The organism is Myxococcales bacterium (genome assembly GCA_022184915.1).
Classification (GTDB): Bacteria; Myxococcota_A; Polyangia; order Fen-1088; family Fen-1088; genus JAGTJU01.
Map to the genome: position 1 here is coordinate 1,251,088 of JAGTJU010000001.1, position 18,032 is coordinate 1,269,119.

An 18,032-nucleotide genomic window follows, 5' to 3' on the forward strand; every position below is an offset into this window, starting at 1 on the left:
TTCTGACGGTGTCGTGGCGGCGGTCGTTCCCTCGCGACCCCGCGGGGGATTTACGGGTCTGATTCGTCGGCCGGCGGCTGCGGTGGCAGAGCTTCCGGCGCAGCGGCGGCGCGCCCGTGACGAAGGCCGGCTTCGAGCGGGGCGTCCGGGGAGCGTCGCCGCGCCGGGCGGTCCGGGCGCTCGGGGCGGGGCCTGTCGCTGGTCCGGGCGCGCGGCTCCCGCGGCGCGCGGTCCGCGCCGGGCCGCTCGTCGGGTGAGGGCCCGTCGCTCGGGCCCGGTGCCTGCGCAGGCGGCGAAGCGGCGAGACTGACCTCGTGCGCTGCGAACACCTGGGGAGGCTTGTCTGGATAAAACACACGAACCCTGCCCGCCAGGATATCGAGGTCTTGCACACGGCCCACACCTTCCGGGGTGTCCACGGCCTTTCCGAGCTTGGGCAGCCCCTTGGACGCCTCGACGTACTGAGCGTCCTCGTAGACCAGGCAGCACTTGAGCCGACCACATTGGCCCGAGATCTTGGAGGGGGTCAGCGCCAAATTCTGGTTTTTGGCCATGCGGATCGAGATGGGCTCGAACTTCGGCAAAAACGTTGAACAACACAGCTCCCGGCCGCACGAGCCAATGCCCCCGACGAGCTTGGCCTCGTCACGCACGCCCACCTGACGCAGCTCGACCCGCAGGCGAAGAAAATTGCCCACGTCCCGCAGGAGATCGCGAAAGTCGATCCGCTGCTCGGAAGCGAAGTACACCGTGGCGCGGTCACGCCGGGACGAGACCTCCGCGCGAAACACCTTCACGTCGAGCTTCAGGGCCCGAGCGCGTTCGCGCGCGAAGGCCACGGCTTGCGCGGCCTGGGCTTCCCGGTCGTCGTGGGCGCGCCTATCCCCGTCGTTTGCGAGCCTGAGGACCTTGGGAAGCGCGCTCGGGCACAGCCGGCGGGCGCTTTGGACCGTGACGCGGGCCACGGCACCACCGCGGCGATCATCGACCACGACGAGGTCGCCGGCCACCAAGGTGAGCGGCCCCGCGTCGCAGACCAGGGGGCGACCCACCGGACCAAACACCACCGTGGTGGTGTTTCTAAAGGTTGACTCGGGCGGCCGCCCGCGCGGCTCTAGGGTTTCGTCGGAAATGAGTTTGTTCATGGGGTGGGGCCGGCGCCACCGCGCCGGAACTCGAGCGATCGCAGAGAAAACACGAGGCCTTCGACGGCCGTCACGGCGTTGACGTTGCCGGCCAAGGCCGCTTCGGCCTCCAAAACGGCGTCGAGGGCCTTGCGGATACGAGGTAAAGGTCGGGGCCCGCCCCGCGCGAGCACGTCCTGGATCTCGGAGCGCCGCGCTCCAAGGATCACCAGCTCGGGGGCGCCCGCCGCGGCCATCAAGGCGTCGCGGTAGAGGCGCCCCAGAAGGTCGAGGGTGTCCAGTAGGCCCTCGCGAGCCTCCTTTCCCGCGAAACTGGCCGCTGCGTCCATGATGGGCCCCACGAGGTTGCCAGCCGCTGCGCTGCGAAGGCGAGACACCGCGCTCCACAGGGCCTCGTCGTCGTCGCCCGCCACCAGCGTCGAGGCCCGAGCGAGCGAACCGTTGGCCAGCGCCGCGGCCACCTGTGCTTTTTCGGGTGGCGTGCCCCTCGCCTCGAGCCAGGCGGAGATGGCTCCCGGCGCGAGCGGAGAAAAGCGAACCCGCTGAGTACGCGACCGGATGGTCTCGAGCAGCCGCGCGGGTGCAGCGGTGACCAACACGAGGTGGTTGCCCGCGGCGGGTTCCTCGAGCGTCTTGAGCAGGCAGTTCGCCGCGCTGGCGTTCAGCCGGTCTGCCTCGTCCACCACGATGAGGCGTGCCGGGCCTTCGTGCGGCCGCTCGGACGCGAGCGCCACGATCTCGTCGGCTTCCTCTTTTTTGAGCTCCCGGGCTTCCGGCGCGAAGGTGCGCAGATCCGGGTGCAAGCCGGCAAGGGCGCGGTGGCACACGTCGCACGCCCCGCAGCCTCGGCCGGGCGCCTGGGGGCAAAGCATCGCCACCCCGAGCGCGAGCGCGGTGCTTTTTTTCCCGACGCCGTCAGGACCCTCGAAGAGGTAGGCGTGAGGCACCCGCCCCTGACCGACGGCGCGCACGAGGCGGGCCACGGCGGCGTCTTGGCCGAACACTTGCGACAGCAGCATCGAAGACCCACCCTAACAGACGCCAGGGCCCAGGGAGAAGGGGACGGGCTCCTCGCCGCCGGGGCTTCGCCCGAAATTCGCGTCGGTGCGTGCCGGGGGGCGCTACACTTCCAGACGAAACGGCCAAGGGGAACCCGATGAGCGTGCTGAAAAGACTGGCAACTCTGGTGAAATCGAACCTGAACGACCTGGTGGATTCGATGCAGGATCCGGCCAAGGAGTTCGACCAACTGGTGCGGGACATGGAGGACTCGGCCCGAGCGGCCCGCCAGGAGGTGGCCGCATGCCTCGCCACGGAAAAGCGCATGGTCAAGCAGTCCGAGACCCTCGCGGCGGAGGTGCGCAGCTGGGAGGAAAAAGCGGAGCGGGCCGTGAAGTCCCAAGATGACGAGCTCGCGCGCCAAGCGCTTGCACGCAAGGCAGAAAAAGAGCGCGAAAAGGCCGAGGCGGACCGGGCTGCTGACGAGCAGCGGCTGCACGTCGATCAACTCACGGCGGGCTTGAAGGCCCTCGAGACCCGGGTCAAGGACGTGAAACTTCGCCAGGGCACCTTGCGCGAACAGGCCCGCGCCTCGAAGGGACAGAGCGCCGTGTCCTCCTCTGGAGGGGCCTTCGCCGAGTTCGATCGGTTGGCGGGCCGAGTGGACGCCCTGGAAGTCGAGGCTCACCTCGACGATGAGCTCACGGGGCGCACGCCCGAGTCACGTGCCGCCGAGCGCAAGCTCGACACGATGGCCGACGCCCAGAAGCTCGATGACGCCCTCGCGGCGTTGAAGAAAAAACTCGAGAGCTGACCCGCACCCTCAGCGGCCGGTCTCGCCTTGCCTCTCTGCGGCAGCAAGCCGCCGGGCCGCGAGGAGCAGCAGGACCGCCATCGCGGCCAAGAGCGTGATGCCGACGCCGAGTCCGATGAGCAACGTCGTGCGTGAGCCAGGGGCCAAGCGCAGCGGGCCGAGCGCCACCCAGGCAGGCTCTCCCGTGGGCACGGGCCGGGTCGCGGCGCGGATGATGGCGACGTCGGAGGGCACGAGGCCGGGCACGCTGCCTGCGATCAACGACTTGACCTCATCGTCACTGAGGGCCACGTCCTCCGCCCGCACCCGCAGGAGGACGGCGGCGCGCGCCGGAACGCGGGCTGGTTCCCGAGGTGCCGCGAGAGGATCTCGCTCCTCCGGCACGATATGCACCCGGCTCGACACGACGCCCTCCACGCCGTTGAGCGTGGTCTCCAGCTCCCCTGAGAGCGCCCGAAGAAAACGTGCACGCTCTTCCGTGGGGGTGGGGATCAAGCTGGGTTGTTCGTAGACCTGCGCAAACCCATGTGCTTCGGCCCGCGGCAAGCCCAGGGCGGCAAGCAACGTGAGCGCGCGGGGAGCCTCGGCCTGCGGTACGCTGACCGAATAGCGCGCCGGATCGCTGCCCTCGTCTCTTTGCTTGCGGGCCGGCACGCCTGCTTGCTCGAGCCGGCTCACGATTTCGTTCGCCGTCGGCTCCTCGAGCCCCCCTTGCACGGCCACGGTGCACCCCGCCACGGCCAGTAGCAAGACGGCCGCCCAAGCCACGATCCGCTTCATGACCGCATCCTTATCTCAGTTCGGTGGGCTCGGGCGGGACCAGTCCGCCCTTTACGAGCGATTTTCGTAAAAGGTTCACCGCACGGGCGTGAAGGCGGCACGCCCAGGACTTCGACAGGCCCAAGGCGGCGCCGGCCTCTTCGAGCGTCTTGTCGTCGAAGTAGTACATCTGCATGAGCTGCCGCTCCTTCTCGGGAAGGGCGGCCACGGCGGCGTGGACGTGGGCATCGGCTTGCCGCCGCGCCACCTGATCTTCGGGGGCGTCTTCCGCGTCGTCGGCCACCGCGGCGGCCGCTTCGATCGACACGATGTGGACGGAGGCCACGGCGTCGAGCACTTGAGCCAAGCCCGCCAGGACTTCCTCGGTGTCCTCTCCGCCGAGGGGCCCCTCCGGGGTGCGGTCGGATTCGGCTTGCAGGTAGGCGTTGACCCGCTCTTCCGCGCAGTACCGGGCATAGTCTGCCCTTGAGTACCAGCCCATGGTGCGGATGCCATCCATCATGGCGCCCTTCACACGGTAGTAGGCAAAGGTCGAGAACGAAGCGCCGTACCGCGGGTCGAAGCGTTGCGCGGCCTCCAGGAGCCCCTTGGTCCCGTAAGCCACCAGGTCGTCATAGTCCACCCCCTTGGCGACGCCCTTGCGCAGCTGGGCAGCCACCCCTTGGACCAAGCTCATGTGCTGTTTGACCAGATCGTCCCTGCCCAAAGCCACTTTCTCCTCGTCCTGGTCCATCACTCTGTCCGATTCCTGACTACATCAACGGCTCGAGTGGCCGTCAAGGTGTATAAACGCCCCTCAAGCGCATGGGAAGTTTCCGCAGCCTTTCGCCAGGTGATGTCAGAGACGTGCTCGTTACCTTCGGGCTGTCGCCCGACGAATTTCAAGGCCACGAGCCCATCGCTGCCGGCACGATCAACACGAACGTCTTGGTGAAGACCGCATCGGCGATGTGGTTTCTCCGGGTCAACGAGGGCAAGTCCGAAGACGAAGTGGCGCGCGAAGCGGCCATCGTGTCCCACGCCGCCGCCCGGGGGGTCTCCACGCCTTTGCCGCGACCCGCGCGTGACGGTCGCCTTTACGCGCCCTGGCAAGACAGCTGGATCTCCATTTTTCCCTGGGTGCCGGGCCGTACCCTGCGGCGGGACGAGGTCGGCGCTTCCCACGGGCGGCAGGTGGGCGAGGCGTTGGCGCGCCTGCATCTGGCTGGCACCGGATATGCCGATCACCGGCCGGGCCGCTACGAACCCGACGAGATCTCCCGGCGGTTCGCGGCGATCGCCACGCGCGCGGATCCCAACCTCCGAGCTGCGGTCGAGACACTCGGCCCAGAGCTGGCGCGCCTTTCGACCGTTCGCCGTTCCGATCTGCCCACGGGGTTGATTCACGGCGATCTCTTCGTCGACAACGTGCTGTTCACGGACGATGGCCGGCTGTCCGCGCTGCTCGATTTCGAGCAAGCGTCCTGGGGCAGGCTGGCCTACGACGTGGCGGTGACGCTCCTTGCTTTCGCATTCGGGCGAGAGGGCTTTCGCGACGACGTGGCGCGGGCGCTGCTCGATGGCTATTGTCGCCTCCGCGCCCCCCTGGGGAGTGAGCAAGAGGGCTTCGGCGCCGAGCTCGCGTTTGCATCCTGCCGGTTTGCCGTCACCCGCATCACGGACGTGTATTTGCGGCGCGGCCAGGGCGCCCCGGGAGGCAAGGATTTCAACCGCTACCTGCAGCGTCTCGCCCGGGTCAAGCAGGATTGGCGCCCCCAGGGCGGGGTCCTGTCCTTCGAGGCAGACCGCTGAGCGAGCCGGCGTCGAGGCGACCGCTCAGGGGCTGGTCGCACCCAGCGCCAAATACTTGCGAAGGGTTTCCTTACGTTCGTTGTCGAGACCCACGAAGCGGATCCCGAGGTCCATCGGCGTGTCGGGGTTTGCCCAGACCACCTCCCCCCGCGCGGTGATGCAGGTGTCGAGCTCGGGAAAGTTGATGACCAGGTCTACGGGAGTTCCCACGTCCTCGAGCGCATCCGTTTGTATGCACAAGCCGCCGAGCGACAGGTTTTGGATGCGGTGGTTGAGCAGGATCTCGGTGCCGGTGTAGTCCACACGCGCCTCCACCTCGAACCGGGGAAACTCACGGGGATGCTCGCCTTGGTTTGCCATGTGTGCCTTCCGCGCAGGAGACCTAGAATCTCAGTTGCGGGCCGGATTTTCAACGTGGGGTGTGACTTTCCCGCACGTGGTCCCGGACCAAGCCCCTCCGCGGGTGTCCCCCGCGAGCCCACAAGAGCGCCGCTGTAGGCTCGAAATGCAAGCGATCTCGTGTCCGTGCGTGGCAGGCAGTGGCGGATACGAGGTAAACTCTTCGGTATGGCCCACCCGAACGAGGTGAGCGTTCCGGAGGAGATTACGGAGGTCTCCCGGAAAGCCGTACGGTCGCCGCCCACCGCGGGTGTGCCCCGTTTGATCATGCTTTCGGGCCCCCAGGCCGGGCGGAAGTATCCCGTGGGGGCCGACATGACGCTGGGGCGCGGGTCGCAGGCGAGTCTCTACCTCGACGACAAACGTTTGTCTCGGTTGCACGCGCGCATCTACCTGGCGGAACTCGGAACCTACGTTCTCGAGGATCTCCGAAGCCTGAACGGCACGTTCGTCAACGGGGATCGGATCGATACCCACGTACTTGGCTACGGCGACAAGATCCAGGTGGGCTCGTCGACGCTGCTGTTCACCCACGATAACCCTCTCGACGAGCAGCTCGCTCAGATGCAGAAGATGGAGCTGCTCGGGCGCATTGGCGCGGGTATCGCCCACGACTTTAACAACCTCTTGGGCGTCGCGGTGGCGAGCATGGATTACCTCGATACCCTACCCGTCGATCGGAAAGTGGGTGACCCCGACGTGCGGGAGTGCCACGAGGACGTGCGCGCAGCGCTCAAGCGCGCGGCCGAGCTCACGATGCGCCTTTTGGGCGTCGCCCGCCGGGGCGGGTACGTGATGGCTCGCCTGGATCTTGGGGCCTTGGCACGCGAGGTGACCGAGCTCGTGCGTCGGGTGACCTCACAAAACGTTCGTATCGAATGCGATGTGGAGCCTGACGTTTGGGTGATCGGGGACCAGGGGCAGATCCACCAGGCCCTCATGAATCTCTGTATCAACGGTCGCGATGCCATGCCCGCTGGGGGGATCATGCGCGTGAGCGTGCGGCGGGAGAGCGGGCAGGGGCCAGCCGCCGTGCTGGGCGAGTCGGTGGTGGTGTCCGTGGCGGACACGGGGGTGGGCATGGATGAGGAGACCCGCGTACGCGCCTTCGAGTCCTTCTTCACCACGAAGAGCGGCGCGCGGGGTACGGGCCTGGGCCTGGCCACGGTGCTCGAAACCGCGAAGGTCCACGGCGGGTACGTGGACCTGCAAAGCCAGCTGGGCCACGGCACCACCGTTCGTTTGGTCATGCCGGCCGCCCCGCGGGTTCACAAGGGGGGTCCGGGAGCCGAGACGCTGATGGACATCCCCGTGCCCAGCTTCGAGAAGGCCAAAGGCGCGGTGCGCATTCTCCTGGTGGACGACGACGTGGGGGTGCGGCGGTCCCTCTCTCGTCTTTTGGCCATGCACGGCCACGAGGTGGAGCAAGCGACCAACGGACAGGAGGCGGTCGATCTTTACCGAAGCCTGCGGCCCGATCTCGTCCTCATGGACCTGGACATGCCGGTACTGTCAGGCCGCAAAGCCTATGATCAATTGCAGAAGCTGGACCCGCGGGTGCGCGTGGTCTTCATGTCGGGCCATGGCGGGACGGGCACGGCGGGCGGGCCTCCGCCAGGGTGTACGTTCCTTCAAAAACCCTGTGGCATGGACGAGCTTCAGGCCGCGATCGCCTCGGCCGTTCAGCTCGCGTGAGGTGCAAGCTCGGGCGCCGCCGGGTCCCGCACCCCTGGCTTGGGCTTGCGGGTGACGAGCGTGTAAAACGCAGGCACCACGAAGAGGCTGAGCGGGGTGGACAGCAACATGCCGCCGATGATGGCCACCGCCATCGGTAGACGTGTCTCCGAGCCCGGTCCCAAGGCGAGCGCCGCGGGAACGGCGGCCATGATGGTGGCGAGGCTGGTCATCAAGATGGGGCGGAGCCTGACCGGCCCGGCCCTGTGCATGGCCGTCTCCGCGCTCAGCCGCCGACCGGCAGGCGCTTCGTCCCGCAGCTGATTGGCGTAGTCGACCAGGATGATCGAGTTCTTTTTCACGATCCCCATCAGCAGCAGCAGGCCGATCATGCTGAAGAGGTTGATCGTCACGCCCCAAAGGGCGAGCGCAAACAGCGCTCCCGCCATGGACAGTGGCAAGATCGTGAGCACCGTGATCGGGTGGATGAGGCTATTGAACTGTGACGCCAAAATCATGTAAGCCACCACCACGCCCAGCGCGAGGGCGAAGAGCAGGTCCCCCATGGATTCCTGGAATGTCACGCTCTGGCCGCCCACCACCACCCGGTAACCCGCAGGAAGCTTCCGTCCCAGGGCTTCCACGGCGGCCAGCGCCTCGGCTTGGGAGGACCCCGGCGCAACGTTGCCGAACACACTGATCGCGCGTTCTCTGTCGTTGCGGGTCACGGCTTGCAACGCGGGTCTCTCCTCGAACGTCACGAGGCTGCCCAGCGGAATCAGTTGCCCACTGCGGCTGCGTACGTTCAGCCTGTTGATGTCTTCGGGGCGCGAACGCTGGTTCGAGAGCAAGCGAAGCCGCACGTCGATGCGGCGGCCGGCGGCGCTGTATCTGCCGGCCCGCACGCCGCCCACCAGCGCGTTGATGGCGACGGCCACGTCCTCCATCGAAACGCCCACGTCCGCCGCACGCGCCCGATCGGGTTCGATGCGCAGCTCGGGTGTACCCAGTTGATAATCGGTGTCCACGTCCACGGCATGGCCTGAAGCGACCAACGCGTCGGCCATCTGTCGGCTGAGGGTAGTGAGCTGCTCCCATTCCGGGCCGCGCAGGGAGAACTCGATCGGAAAGCCCCGGCTGGCCGCAAAGCCCCGTTGCGACATGTCCTGAACGACCGCCCTCACGCCAGGGATGGTGTTCAGCTCCTTGCGTAGCTGGGCTGCCAGGACCCCTGCCGGCGGGCGGAGGTGCCGCGGCGCCAAGGTGACGAACATCATGCCACTGTTGACCGCGCCGTCGCGAAAGCTTCCGATCACGGCGTAGACCCTGGCCACGTCCGGCCGGGCGAGCACCATGGTCTCAGCCTTCGTCACGAGGGCGTTCGTCTCCTCGAGGTCGGAGCCCACCGCGGTTTGAAGGCGGACCATCAATCGTCCCTGATCCTGCGAAGGCACGAACTCTTGCTTCAGAGTGCCTGAAGCGAAAGCGGCGCCTCCAAGCACGGCGGCGCCTGCAAGTAGTACGAAGCCCCGGCGGCGAAGCGCAGGTGAAAGCGCGCTCCCGTATCCCCGCGATACCCACGCGAACATCCCCTCGGCCCATCGGCCGAGCCCGCGTCGCGGTGTCGCATGGGATCGGGCGATGAGGCGCGCCGCGCGGGCGGGCGCGAGGGTGATGGCCTCGAGGTAGGAAAGCACCACGGCGATGCAGAACGTGATCCCGAACTCCAGGAAGAACCGCCCCACCACGCCGCGCATGAACACGACCGGTATGAAGATCGCCACCACGGCCAACGTCGCAGCGAAGGCCGCAAACTTGATCTCGTTCGTGCCCTCGATGGCCGCGGTGACGCCGTCTTTGCCCATGTCCCGGTGACGATGGATGTTTTCGAGGATCATGATGGCGTCGTCCACCACGATGCCCACAGCCAGCGCCAAGGCCAAAAGCGTGAACGTGTTGAGCGTGAAGCCCAGAAAGTAGATCGCGGCCACCGTGCCCATGAGCGACATGGGGATCGCCAAGATCACGTTCAAGGTCGCCGACAGCGAGCCCAGGAAGAGCCAGCACACGAGGGCTGTGAGCAGCACCGAGAGCCCCACCTCGAATTGAAGCTCGGCGACCGACTCCTCGACGAAGACGGTCGAATCGAAGTTGACGCCGATCTCCATGCCGGTGGGCAGGTTTGGTCGAATCTCCTCGACCAGCGCCCGTACCGCCTGGGCCAATGCCACCGCGTTTGCGCCTCGCTGCTTCTTGATCCCGATGCCCTGGGCGGGTGTCCCGTTCACGCGGCTGTAGCGACGCAAGTCCTCGAAGCCGTCCTCCACGAGGGCCACGTCAAAGAGGTGCACGGGCACGCCCTCGACCTCGCGCACCACCATGTTGCGTAAAGTGTCGAGATCCAGCGCCTCTCCGAGAACGCGCACGCTGATTTCTCTGCCTTCCGCTTCGATGCGTCCCGCGGGCAGCTCGACGTGCTGGCGCGCCAGCGCTTGCACGAGGTCTTGCACCGTGAGCCCACGCCCCTCGAGGCGATCGGCGTCGATCCAGACGCGCACGGCCCGTTCGGGGAAGCCTCCCATGATCACCTCACCGACCCCGGGCAAGGTCTGCAGCTTCTCCTTGACCGCATAGCGGGCCGTATCGGCGAGCAGCTGGGGGGCAAAGGGGCCCGAGAGGCCCAGCCACATGATGGGCTGATCTTCGGGATTGGTCTTCGAGACCACGGGGGGATCCAGGTCGCGTGGCAGGCGCCGTCCCACCTGCGCGATCCGGGCCTGAACCTCCTGCATGGCCACGTCGACGTTGCGGGACAGGTCCAGCTCGACAGTGACAGTGGCGGTGCCCTGCCGCGATTGCGACGACAAAGAGCGGACGCCCTCGACCTGCGAGAGAGACTCCTCGACCAGCTCGACCACGTCCGACTCCATGGCCTCGGGCGCGGCCCCTTCCCAGCTCAGCGCCACGCTGATGACAGGGTGATCCACGTCCGGGTACTCGCTGATGCCGATGCGTCCCAGCGCCACGGCACCAAAGACGAGGGTGGCCGCCATGATCATCCAGGCCAGCACCGGGCGCCGGACACACAGCTCGGTCAGTGACACGGGGTTTGTCCTTCCGTTTGGCTCCGCCGACACCCCATCGTCAGGATCCCTTGGGGGCGCTGTCGGCCACCTTGACGGAGGCGCCGTCGCGAAGGGCTTCGGCCCCGCGAATCACGAGCCGCTCTCCGGGTACGAGGCCCTCTTTCACCTCGACGCGCCCATCGGAGGTGCGCAGACCGAGGGAAAGGCGTCTTTCCTCGGCTTTCCCGTCCTTGATCACGAACGCGATGAAGCCTTTTTCACTGGGACGAATGGCCGACTCCGGGATGGTGGGCTGTCCGGTGGGAGCGCTTTCGCCGAGGGCCGCCAGCTGACGCTCGCGCTCGCCGAGACGGGCGGTGACGCGGGCGAAGGCGCCCGGACGAAGGGCGGGCGAGCTCGAGCGCTCCACCTCCGCCGCGATGGGGACCTGCCGGGTTGAAGAATCTGCGACCTGCGCGATGTGCGTGATCTTGGCGGCGTAGGATTCTTCGGTTTCACCCACCGTGAACGCTACCCGTTGGCTTCTCGTCAGGCTCGTGGCCGCTTCGGGCGGAACGGAAAAGCGCAGCAGCAGGGGATCGCGTTGCACGAGCGTGGCAAGCACGGTGCCGGGCTGGACGTACTGCCCCGTCTGGATGTTGCGCGTTTCGATGATGCCTTTGACGGGGGCGCGTACGAAGGCATCCCGCAGGTTCAGGTCGGCGGCGCCCAGGGCGGCTTCGGCAGCCGCCACCTCGGCCTCGGCCGTGGCGACGCGGGTCTTCCACGTGGCGACCTCTTCCCCCGGGATCAATCCCGGCGTCTTTTGCACGGCGGACTGTCGTCGCTCGAGACCGGCGAGCGCGTCGGCGCGGGCGGCCTTGGCTTTTGCAAGCGCGGCTCGTTCCGCGTCGAGCGCCAGCTTGAAGCGTCGAGGTTCGATCTCCACCAGCACCTGGTTCGTCACGACGGCGTCGCCTTCACGGAAGCGCACCCTTTCGACTACGCCCGCCACGCGCGACGTGACTTGGAGGGTCTCGAACGCCTCGAGGGAGCCCACCACGCGCACCACGTAGTCGACGTTCTGCACGGTCACACTTTCGACCTCCACAGGGAAGGCGACCGGCCCTTGGCGTCGGGCCTGCGGAGGCTCGGCGCGTCGGCCGCTACAGCCCGGGGCCAAGGCCAGCGCGACGAATAGCGCGAGGCCGACGGCGAGAATGCAGGCCCCCCGCGAAGTGTTTCGGCGCGAAGCGTTTCGGCACGAAGCGTTTCGGGTGGGTAAGTCGTGAAGGGGCACGGTCATGAGTCTACTCCGGGTGGCCACTCACCCAGGGCCACCTTCAGGTCGAAAAAGGCCACCGCCAGGGCGTAGCGATCCCGTGCGGCGGTGACCTCGGCCTCGAACTGTTGCAGGTTCGCGTCGGCCACCTCGAGGGCACGGACCAGGCCCTGTCGGTATAGCTCCGCCGTTTCCTGTGCGTGTCGTGCGGCTCGTTCGCGGGCGCGCCGCGCGGCTTCTTGCGTGGCGCGCGCGTTTTCGAGTGCCAAGCGCGCTCGCTGCACGTCGAGCGCAACGTCGCGTGTACGCGCTGCTTGGCCCAGGCGTTCCGCGCTGGCCTGCGCTTGTCGGTCGCGGGCTTCGGCGCTGCGAACGCCGCCGTCCCAAAGAGGCCACGTCAAGGTCGCGGAGCCCTGCCAGTCGAAGGTGCGGCCCGCCAGCCCGGGCTCGTTGGTGTACCGCCCGAGCAGCTGGCCGCCCAGGCGGGGAACGAGCCGCAAGGCCGGCTCTTTGGCGGCTTCCTCCGCCGCCAGCACGCGCTTTGCGCCAGCTTCCAGATCGAGCCGTCGTCCCCGGCCTCGTGCCACCTGGACGTCGAGCGGCGCAAGGGTCTGGTCTGCCGCTGCCGCCAGCAAAGACTCGGGCGTGGCGAGGGGCGTTTCGACGGAGGCCACCAGAAGGTGCCCAAGCTCAGTTTTGGCGAGCTGCAACTGGCCGTGCGCCAAAGAGACCTCACGCTCGGCGTTCGCCACCTCGAGCTCACCGCGCGTGACGTCGTTGGAGCTGACGAGGCCGGCTTCGGCGCGTGCGGCCGCGTCGCGCAGCCGCTCCTGCGCGAACGCCAGCCGCCGTTCCGCAGCCAACGCGATCTCCTGAGCCGAGAGCACCATCACGAACGCATCCGCGGTCTCGAAGCCCACCAGCCGGCGCTGCTCCGTGGCGGTGAGCGCGGCGGCCTCCTGTTCGAGCAGGGCTTGCCGGTAAAGGGGGATGCCCCCTAGCCACAGAATCGGGACGTTCATCACCGCCGTGCCCGACAGGGCGTTGTAGCGTTGCACCACCACATCTCTGCCGCCAATCGCGCGCACGATTTGCCGGGGTCTACGGGTGTAGGTCCCGGTGACGTCGAACTCCGGGAAAAAAAAGGCGCGGGCGCGGCCTCGACGAGCCTCTGCGGCGTCGGCCTCGTAGCGCGCCTGTCGGACGCGTTCGTCCCGGCTCATCGCCAGGCGAATGGCGTCTTCGACGGTCAAGCCGGTCGTGGAGGGGCGTTGTGCGGGAGGTGGCAGGTCCGCGGCGGGGCGATCGGTCTCCTGCGCCTGCGCCGGGGCGCAGCTCACCAGCCCCAAAAGGGCAAGGGCGAAGGGGCTCGGACCGGGGAGGCGCATGGGCGCCTCGTTTCTACACGGATTTTCGCTCGTGCGCCCCCGCGGGCGCCTACGCCTTGGGCCCCGCGGTCACAGCGGGACGTTACGAAGATCACACGTGACCCGCGTGAGCGCGGGCTCGTCCGGATGGTCCCGCAGCACGAAGCCCAGCGTTCGTACCAGGTTCAGCATGGCGCTGTTGGTGCCCATGACGTCCCCTTGGATCGTCTTGATGCCGCGCCGCCGGGCGACATCGAGCAGCCGCTGCATCAACAGGGTCCCCACGCCCCGGTTCTGCCACGCATCGCCGACTACCAGAGCAAACTCGGCGCTGCCGTCGTCGCCCTGACAAATGTACCGGGCCACGCCCGCCTCGGTGCGTTCGTCCTCGGTCACAGCCACGAGGGCCATCTCCCGGTCGTAGTCGATCTGCGTAAAGCGGACCAGCATCGTGGGCGTGAGCTCGCGAAAGCTGTGCATGAACCTCGCGTACTTTGATTCTTCCGAGAGGGTGCGGACGAATTCTGCCTCCAGGGTGGCGTCTTCCGGCCGGATGGGGCGTACGAGGATGTCGGTGCCGTCTGTCAGCTGGGCGCGCATTTCGAGGTGCGCAGGGTAGGGGTGGATGGCCATGTGGCTGTACGGCGCGCTCGCGGGCGCCACGGGGGCCACCCGCAAGCGGGCGTCGACCACCACGGCGTGCTCGTCGTCGGCCATGAGCGGGTTCAGATCCATCTCCACCACGTGTGGCAGTTCACAAACCAGCTCCGAAACGCGCAGGAGCACCGCTTCGATGGCCTCGAGCTTTACGGCGGGAAGGTTGCGGTAAGCCCCGAGAAGGCGGCTGACCCGGGTGCGTTCGATGAGCCGCCGGGTGAGCGTGGCGTTGAGCGGCGGTAAGGCCACCGATCGGTCGCGCATGATCTCCACGGCGGTGCCACCTGCGCCAAAGGCAATGACGGGACCAAACGAGGCGTCTCGTGACACCCCCACCAGGAGCTCGCGCCCGTGCCGCATGGGGCTCATGGGTTCGATCGTGACGCCGTCGAGCTCTGCGTCGGGTTGGGCGCGCTTCACATCGGCCATCATCTGCGTGTAGGCATGCCGCACGTCCGCTGCCGTGCTGATGTTCAGCTTGACGCCCCCCACGTCGGTCTTGTGTGTGATGTGGGCGGAGTTGATCTTCATCGCCACGGGAAAGCCAATGGTCTCCGCGGCCACCAGGGCTTCGCTGGCCGAGCGCGCGTGGACCAGTGGTAAGGCAGGAATGTGGAAGGCCCGCAGCACCGCCCGGGCCTCGGCGCCGCCCAACCACGCCCGTCCTTGGGCGAGGGCCCCCTCGATGATGAGCCGCGCGCCTTCGACGTCGGGTGCGCGGGCGTCGGTTCGGGGACCGGGCACCTCGAGCAGCATCGTTTGGTTGCGCCGAAAGCGGGCCAGCGTGGCGAAGGCCTCCACGGCCGCTTCAGGGGTGCGAAAGTGGGGGATTTTGGCCTCGCCGAACGAGCGCCAGGCTTGATTCACCTGTTCGTCCCCCATAAAGCAGGTGAGGAGGGGCTTGTGATGCTTGGCGGCCGTGGTGATGAGGGTGTGCGCCACCTCGGAGGGCTCGGTCATGGCCTGCGGGGTCAGGATGACCAGCACGCCATCGACGGCGGCATCATCCAGGCAGGCTTGCACCGCGTGTTCGTAGCGGGCCGGGGGGGCGTCGCCCAAGACATCGACAGGATTTCCGTGGGACCAGGCCGGCGGCAGGTGCTGGTCGAGTGCGTCGAGCGTCGAACGAGACAGCGAGACCACCTCCACGCCCAGATCCACCGCGCGATCGGTCGCCATGACGCCGGGCCCTCCTGCGTTCGTCACGATGGCCAACCTGTTGCCCTGCACCCGGCACCCGGACGCCAGCGCCTGCGCGGTGGAAAAGAGCTGGCCGATCGAGGGCACCCGCACCGCACCTGCCCGTGCGAGGGCCGCATCGAACGCGTCATCGGAACCGACGAGGGCCCCCGTGTGGGAACGGGCCGCTTTCGAGGCCGCTTCGTGACGACCCGCTTTCAGCACCACGACGGGCTTCATGCGCGCCGCAGCCCGCAGCCCCGACATGAACCGCCGCGCGTGCCGAATGCCCTCCACGTAGAGCAGGATGCTCGAGGTCTGTTCGTCGAGAGCGAAATAGTCGAGCATGTCGCCGAAGTCGATGTCCGCCGCTTCGCCGATCGAAACCAGGGCCGAAAAGCCGATGCCCCTCGGCGCGGCCCAATCGAGGATGGCGGTGCAGAGCGCTCCCGACTGCGAGACCAGCGCGAGATTTCCCGCATGGGCCTGGCCCTTGCCGAAGGTGGCATTGAGCTTCGCGTGGGGGGCCAAAAGGCCCAAGCAGTTCGGTCCCAGCACCCTCACGCCGTGATGGTGTGCGTGCGCGAGCAAGCGCTCCTCGAGCGCCGCGCCCTTGGGCTCGCCTTCACGGAATCCAGCGGACAGCACGATCGCTGCGCCGATTCCTCTACGTCCGCAGGTCTCGATGAGCTCTGGCACCGTGGCAGCGGGTGTCCCGATCACGGCCAGATCCACGCTGTCGCTGATGTCGTCGAGACGGCGCACGCAGGGAATGCCACCCACCTCGCGGTGCTTGGGATTCACAGGGTAGAGGGCGCCCGCGAATCCCGAGGCCTGCAGATTTGCCAAAACCTGGCCCGCCACCGAGGAGGCCCGCGGGCTTGCGCCCACCACCGCCACACTGCGTGGACGGAAAAACGTATCGAGTGAGTGCTTTTCCATGTCCGCACCCGTAGCTTAGCGGATCGGGGCGGGACATGGCGTCAGGTCGCCGCCCGAAGGGCAGCCTGGGAATGATGCGCAACAAAAACAAGAGGTTCCCGGACGGGAGCCAAGATTTTCATCTCGGCCCCCATCCGGGTGACGAACGGGCCCTCGTTTCCCATTCGTCGAACCAAATTCACCAGACCACGCTCATTCCTCTAGTACCAGTAGCACCACCTCCCCGACGTCGATGCGTCGTTTGACGTTGTCGTTGTTGAGAAGCGGCCGTGCCTCTGACGACTCCGCGGATTCTCTTTCCTCCTTCGCCTTCACCTTCCGGTCTCCGCGTGCGTTGACCAACCCGCCTCCCGTGAGCAACACTCCCAACCCTCCCATCGCCACCCATCCGTAGACTTTCATGGTTTGTCTCGTGTGCTGCTCTCTATGGTTTTGTTTTACCCGGTGGGCGGTTTCGGACACCAGCGGGGCTCTGTAAAACGTGTGTGCGTTCTTCGTAACGCGGCTGTTTCGCCGTGAAGGGAAGGGGGTAAAGCCTCGGCCTGTGCGGGCGCATGGGGCCCGCGTGAGCACGTCGCGTGCCCGGCTCACGTTCGTGCTGCTCACGCTGCTGACCGTATCGGGGCGCGGGTCCGCCCGCGGTGAGCTTCGGTGTGCCTCCGGGGTACGTCGTGGCCCGTGTCAGGTGGCCGATACTTCGTCTCTGGTGTTCGATGCGGCCGGGCGGCCCTCGGTCGTCATGAACTTTGGCGTGTTCGCTGCGGCGGCGTCATCGTACCTCGCCGTGTGCGAGGAAGCGTTTGGCGGCGTCACGCCGACGCACGCGCTGCTCACCGCCTCGGGCATGCTGTCCGTGCCTTCGTGGCAAGGCATCTTTCGGGCTCCGCTTGCGGCGCCCTGCACCTTCGCGCTGGTGCCCGGCCTTCCGGTCGGGGCGTTCGTGCAGCAGTTGGTGCCTGATCCCACCTTGCCCACCCGCCAGTGGGCCCTGGTGGGCGCCGGTGATGAGCGTGGCTTATACGTTTCCGAAGACGACGGCGCGACGTTTTCCTTGCGCCACACCTTTACCAAGGGCGAGGTGTGGTGGCGGCTGGTCGTGCGGTCGGGTGAGCCCCGCAGAGTCTTCGTCGCGGGGCCGGGACGCGTGGGGCCGTTCGCCCTGGCGATCTCCGCAGATGGCGGGGCAACCTTCAGCGTGCGTGACCCGGTTGCAGACCTGGCCGATGTCACACGCGACACGGTCTTGTTGGATGTGTCCGAAGACAGTCCCTCGCGGCTCTTCTTCGCCCGCTTCACCCCCGACGGAAACGACGAAGTGTGGGTGTCGGCAGACGACGGCGCCTCCGTTCAGCGCACGCTCGTTTTGCCCGCAGGGCACGTCGTGGGCGGCATGACCTTCGGCGCCTCGCCCCGTGCGGTGTACGTCGGCAGCCGTCGTTTGTTGCTGTCGTCCGCAGGCGCGGACGCCGCGCTGTTCACGTCGTCGGATGGCGGCCTGAGTTGGGCTCCTCCCGTTCTCTCACCGCCCTCCGGCCCGCGCTATCGGTGCCTCGCCTGGCGGGGGGACGCGCTTTACGCCTGCGCGGGCGGCGCCGACGCGGGAGATGACTTCCTCGTGGGCCGCTCGCTCGACGGCGTGACCTGGCGGCCCGTGGTGACCCTGTCCGACGTGCAGGCGCCGCCCGCTTGCCTCATCGAGCGTTGCGACGCGACCGTGGGCTGGCTGTGCATGACCTACGGGATCTGCGCCCCGTCCTTGCCCGATGGGGGAAGCGACGGCGGTGAGGACCCCGGTGGGCACGCGGGCTGCGGCTGCCAGGTGGGCCGCCCGAGCCAGTCTTCCGCGGCTCCGCTCGGACTGCTCTTTGGCGGCCTGCTTTTGTACGCGCACGGGGCTCAGCGCCGGACGGGCGCGCGCCGAAAAAATGCGTAGGCTGG

General features: G+C 67.5%; 14 protein-coding genes. 4 read left to right on the plus strand and 10 right to left on the minus strand.

Annotation, left to right across the window (positions count from 1 at the left end; translation table 11 throughout):
- Positions 1-50: 50 nt before the first annotated feature.
- Complete coding sequence (locus KA712_05150; protein MCG5052328.1) at positions 51-1,145, minus strand: hypothetical protein; 1,095 nt, start codon at positions 1,143-1,145, stop codon at positions 51-53.
- A complete protein-coding gene (gene holB, locus KA712_05155) occupies positions 1,142-2,164 on the minus strand; it encodes a DNA polymerase III subunit delta' (protein ID MCG5052329.1) in 1,023 nt (340 codons plus the stop codon). Before holB ends, KA712_05150 begins: the two co-directional genes overlap by 4 nt.
- A 137-nt stretch (positions 2,165-2,301) precedes the next feature.
- On the opposite strand from holB, the gene KA712_05160 reads away from it, so the two are divergent.
- Positions 2,302-2,958: a PspA/IM30 family protein gene (locus KA712_05160; GenBank protein MCG5052330.1), complete on the plus strand. Its 657-nt coding sequence runs from the start codon at positions 2,302-2,304 to the stop codon at positions 2,956-2,958.
- Positions 2,959-2,967: 9 nt separating this feature from the next.
- Here KA712_05160 and KA712_05165 read toward each other — a convergent pair whose 3' ends face one another.
- Positions 2,968-3,738: a hypothetical protein gene (locus KA712_05165; GenBank protein ID MCG5052331.1), complete on the minus strand. Its 771-nt coding sequence runs from the start codon at positions 3,736-3,738 to the stop codon at positions 2,968-2,970.
- Between the two features lie 10 nt (positions 3,739-3,748).
- Complete coding sequence (locus KA712_05170) at positions 3,749-4,471, minus strand: sigma-70 family RNA polymerase sigma factor (GenBank protein MCG5052332.1); 723 nt, start codon at positions 4,469-4,471, stop codon at positions 3,749-3,751.
- Positions 4,472-4,542: 71 nt separating this feature from the next.
- On the opposite strand from KA712_05170, the gene KA712_05175 reads away from it, so the two are divergent.
- Positions 4,543-5,529: a homoserine kinase gene (locus KA712_05175; protein MCG5052333.1), complete on the plus strand. Its 987-nt coding sequence runs from the start codon at positions 4,543-4,545 to the stop codon at positions 5,527-5,529.
- A gap of 24 nt (positions 5,530-5,553) precedes the next feature.
- On the opposite strand, the gene KA712_05180 is transcribed toward KA712_05175, so the two are convergent.
- A complete protein-coding gene (locus KA712_05180; GenBank protein ID MCG5052334.1) occupies positions 5,554-5,889 on the minus strand; it encodes a TIGR02266 family protein in 336 nt (111 codons plus the stop codon).
- A gap of 207 nt (positions 5,890-6,096) precedes the next feature.
- On the opposite strand from KA712_05180, the gene KA712_05185 reads away from it, so the two are divergent.
- Complete coding sequence (locus KA712_05185) at positions 6,097-7,623, plus strand: response regulator (protein MCG5052335.1); 1,527 nt, start codon at positions 6,097-6,099, stop codon at positions 7,621-7,623.
- On the opposite strand, the gene KA712_05190 is transcribed toward KA712_05185, so the two are convergent.
- The 5 genes from KA712_05190 to KA712_05210 all read right to left on the minus strand — a co-directional run bounded on the left by KA712_05190 (position 7,611) and on the right by KA712_05210 (position 16,496).
- Positions 7,611-10,706, minus strand: coding sequence for an efflux RND transporter permease subunit (locus tag KA712_05190; GenBank protein MCG5052336.1), 3,096 nt, complete (start codon positions 10,704-10,706; stop codon positions 7,611-7,613). The genes KA712_05185 and KA712_05190 overlap by 13 nt on opposite strands.
- 40 nt (positions 10,707-10,746) lie before the next feature.
- Entirely contained in the window at positions 10,747-11,763 is a 1,017-nt protein-coding gene (locus KA712_05195) for an efflux RND transporter periplasmic adaptor subunit (protein ID MCG5052337.1), read from the minus strand.
- 206 nt (positions 11,764-11,969) lie between these two features.
- Positions 11,970-13,337, minus strand: a complete 1,368-nt coding sequence (locus KA712_05200) for a TolC family protein (protein ID MCG5052338.1) — start codon at positions 13,335-13,337, stop codon at positions 11,970-11,972.
- A gap of 69 nt (positions 13,338-13,406) precedes the next feature.
- A complete protein-coding gene (locus KA712_05205; GenBank protein ID MCG5052339.1) occupies positions 13,407-16,094 on the minus strand; it encodes a bifunctional acetate--CoA ligase family protein/GNAT family N-acetyltransferase in 2,688 nt (895 codons plus the stop codon).
- A gap of 192 nt (positions 16,095-16,286) precedes the next feature.
- Positions 16,287-16,496, minus strand: a complete 210-nt coding sequence (locus KA712_05210; protein ID MCG5052340.1) for a hypothetical protein — start codon at positions 16,494-16,496, stop codon at positions 16,287-16,289.
- 163 nt (positions 16,497-16,659) lie between these two features.
- On the opposite strand from KA712_05210, the gene KA712_05215 reads away from it, so the two are divergent.
- Entirely contained in the window at positions 16,660-18,027 is a 1,368-nt protein-coding gene (locus KA712_05215; GenBank protein MCG5052341.1) for a hypothetical protein, read from the plus strand.
- Positions 18,028-18,032 lie beyond the last annotated feature (5 nt).